This window comes from Methylomagnum sp. (assembly GCF_054333355.1).
The window spans coordinates 1-3,410 of the sequence record NZ_JBTEKS010000442.1 but is presented as its reverse complement, the minus strand read 5'-3'; the positions used below and the strand labels follow the sequence as shown (position 1 = coordinate 3,410).

Annotated in this window: 3 protein-coding genes; 2 read left to right on the top strand and 1 reads right to left on the bottom strand. The window is 56.3% G+C overall.

Annotated elements, in window-relative coordinates; all coding sequences use genetic code 11:
• Positions 1-139 precede the first annotated feature (139 nt).
• Positions 140-1,624: a lipopolysaccharide biosynthesis protein gene (locus ACXWUF_RS20785; RefSeq protein WP_458496470.1), complete on the bottom strand. Its 1,485-nt coding sequence runs from the start codon at positions 1,622-1,624 to the stop codon at positions 140-142.
• A 294-nt stretch (positions 1,625-1,918) separates the two neighbouring features.
• On the opposite strand from ACXWUF_RS20785, the gene ACXWUF_RS20780 reads away from it, so the two are divergent.
• Together ACXWUF_RS20780 and ACXWUF_RS20775 are read left to right on the top strand one after the other, a co-directional pair.
• Positions 1,919-3,235 (top strand): AAA family ATPase, encoded by a 1,317-nt coding sequence (locus ACXWUF_RS20780; RefSeq protein ID WP_458496469.1) that lies wholly within the window; start codon positions 1,919-1,921, stop codon positions 3,233-3,235.
• The coding region (locus ACXWUF_RS20775) for a hypothetical protein (protein ID WP_458496468.1) at positions 3,228-3,410 on the top strand (183 nt) is incomplete at its 3' end. The genes ACXWUF_RS20780 and ACXWUF_RS20775, both read left to right, overlap by 8 nt.

Genomic DNA, 3,410 nt, shown 5'->3' with positions numbered 1-3,410 from the left:
AGGATGGGTAGAGCGAAGCGAAACCCATCACCCTGTATCCGGCTTAGATGGGTTTCGCGAGTACGCTCTACCCATCCTACGTCCAGATCAACGGTGACAAGCATTTTCGGAAATCGCCTTAAGCCCGACCCACAGAGGGCTACCGCGCTGTTGCCCGCCGCCTCAGCAGCGGCAGAAAATCCAACAATCCCGCCAGCAGCAAATACACCGCCAGCAAGGCCGAACCCGTCGTCCACGGATTCCACCCGCAGAAGCCGACGAATTCCCGATCCAGCCCATACAGCCCCAGCCCCAGCAACAGGTAAAACGCAATCTTCGCCAACGGGTACGGCACCGGATAATAAAACCGCCCCAGCAGCCAGGACGCCGCCGCCATCCCGCCATAACAGGCCAGATGTGCCCAGGCCGAGCCGCGATAGCCCATCGTCGGTATCCACCAAAAATTCAGCCCCACCGTCATCACCGCCGCGCCCAGCGACACCCACGCGCCCAGCATCGTGCGGTCGGTGAGCTTGTACCAGACCGACAGGTTCACATAGACGCCGAGGAACAGGTTCGCCATCAGCAGGATGGGCACCACGTCCAGCCCCTCCCGATAGGCCGGGCCGATGAACAGCTTGAAGCCGTCGATGAACAGAGTCACCAGCAGGAAGATGAATACGCAGAAGATGACGAAATATTTCAGCACCAGGGCATAGGCCCGCTTGGCGTCGGCCCGCCCGGCGTAGGCGAAGAAGAACGGCTCCCCGGCGTAGCGGAACGCCTGCACAAACAGGGTCATCAAAATGGAAAGCTTGTAGCAGGCACCGTAGACGCCCAGGATGCGGAGGTTTTCCTCCAGGCTGTAGGGCAGCAGGTATTTGAGGATGGCCCGGTCCAGCATCTCGTTAATCATGCCCGCGAAGCCGATCACCACCATGGGCAGGGAATAGGCCAGCATCGGCTTGATAACTGGGAATCCCGCGCCGAACCGCACGCCCCGGAACTGCGGCAACAGCAGCAGCATCTTGAAGCCGCTGGCGATGAGGTTGGCGAGGAAGATATAGCCCACACCCATCGCCGGATCGTACAGCGCGGCGACGGGCGAATCCGGCCACAGCGCGGCGGCTTTGGGCCAGCCCAGCAGGAACAAGAGGTTCAGGCCGATGGCGGCGGCGATTTCGGCCATTTTGATCCCGGCGAAGCGCCAGGCCCGCTCCTCGGCCCGTAGCTTGGCGAATGGCAGGGCGGACACGGCGTCGAGGGCGAGAATCAGCCCGAACCACACCAGATATTCCGGGTGGGTGGGATAGCGCAGCAGGTCGGCCAGCGGTTGCCGGAAGCCGACGAGGGCGGCGAGGAACAGCAGGTTCGCCAGCAATACGAACAGCAGCGCCGCCGGATAGGCCGCTTCGGCGGGCACGTCCTCGCGGCTACGGAAGCGGAAATAGCCGGTCTCCAACCCGAACACCAGCAGCACGGCGAAGAATCCGGCGTAGGCGTAGAACTCCGACACCACGCCGTAATCCCCGGCGGGGAAGGTGTAGGTGTAGAGCGGCACCAGGAGGTAATTGAGGAACCGGCCCACGATGCTGCTGAGGCCATAGACGGCGGTTTGGGAGGCGAGTTTGCGGAGGATGCTCACGGGGCGGGTAGCTCTGGGTGTTTTCGGGAGGGGCGCATTCTAAGCGGGCGTGGCGGTCAAGCCCAAAATCGGCTAAGGTCGATTGAATCCATCGTTCCCATGGTCTCCGTCACTGCCATTAAGTTAAGCCGGTCTGGAGTCCGAACTTTAGTTTGGACAAGGGCTTAAGCCGTTGAAAAACGTCCAAACTAAAGTTCGGACTCCAGCGGTCACAGCGCTCGGTTTTCTTAACTTAATGGCAGTGATGGTCTCCGTGGGAACGATTCATTTTTCACAGCCACCGGCTAAACGACCATGCTGACCCGAATCAAAATCTCCGGCTACAAATCCCTACAAGACGTGGAAGTCGAGCTATCCGAGCTATCGGTGCTGTTCGGCCCGAACGCGGCGGGCAAGAGCAATTTCCTGGATGCGCTGCAATTGTTGGCCCGGATGGCGACTTGCCGGACGCTACGGGAAGCCTTCGAGCCGCCGTATCGGGGCAAGCCGCTGGAGTCATTTACCTTCGGCGAGAAAGGTATTAAGGGATTACTGGAGCAGGAGCGGGCGAGTTTTAGTATTGAGGTGGATGTAAGGCTTTCGCAGGCGGTGGTGGATGCGGTGGATCGGGAAATCCATGAGATGAAGTTTCTTGATCCGTCGGATGCGGTGTCACCAAGTATTGTTCAAAAGGAGCTTCCAGCGATTTGGCAGCGGTATTTACGTTACCGAATAGAAGTGGAGATTTTGCCAAAATCTGGGGTTTTGTGTCTAACTGATGAATACCTGACCGCACTGGACGAAAATAGCCAAAATAGTATGGGTATGCCATTTTTGCATAAAGCAATTAACGTCCATGAGTTGCCTATATTTATGGTGTTTGATAACAATAGCTTGGGCTATCCAGGTTATCGCGATCACAGTATTTTATCGCGACCACACTCCTCCTCAGGCCACCCGCACCTAGCTGCATTACGCAAAGAACTAGAAAGCTGGCTCTTCTTCTACTTTGAACCCCGCGAACGGATGCGGGCCGTCAATCCAGTTAAAGAAGTCCGCCACATCGGGGTAATGGGCGAAGAACTCGCCGCTTTCCTGAATACCCTGAAAGCCCTGAATCCCCGCCAATTCGAGGCCATGGAGCAGGTGATTAAAACCATTCTGCCCGAATTCGACGGCATTGATGTGGAAGTGAATGATTATGGCGAAGTGGAATTGCGCTTGCGGGAGGCCGGGATCTCCATGCCCGCCCGGCTGCTCTCCGAAGGCACGTTGCGGATACTCGGATTATTGGCTTTGTCCGGCGCTAAAGAATCGCCCGCCCTCATCGCCATTGAAGAGCCAGAAAATGGCATTCATCCCCGCCGGATTGAATTAATTGCCGAATTACTTAAAAACCGCACGACTTACGGCGACACCCAATATATCGTCACCACCCACTCCCCTATATTGCCGGATTTGGTGCCGGACGAATCTTTATACATCTGCAATAAGAAACAACATAAGACTGAAATCAAAAGGTTTATAACGTCGGATTACGCATTCCGCAAAGATCAAATCGAAACTGTTTTCGATGATGTGGAGGAGTCGACGATTTCTGATCGAATCCTCCGAGGTGATTTCGATGCGTAAAGTCGCCTTATTTGTCGAGGACTCGGCCCATAAACTATTTCTTAAAGCGCTGATTAAACGGTTCGAGAATGAGTATGGCGTCGAATTGGACCTGGATTGGAAGAACGCTTGGCACGGCCATCCCGCCGTGGTGCGGTCGCTCAAGAAGTTTTTGAACGAATTGGTATACGTCCCT

Bases quoted from the DNA above. Each gene is read 5' to 3' on its own strand.
- ACXWUF_RS20780 (WP_458496469.1), top strand. From the start codon at position 1,919: ATGCTGACCCGAATCAAAATCTCCGGCTACAAATCCCTACAAGACGTG.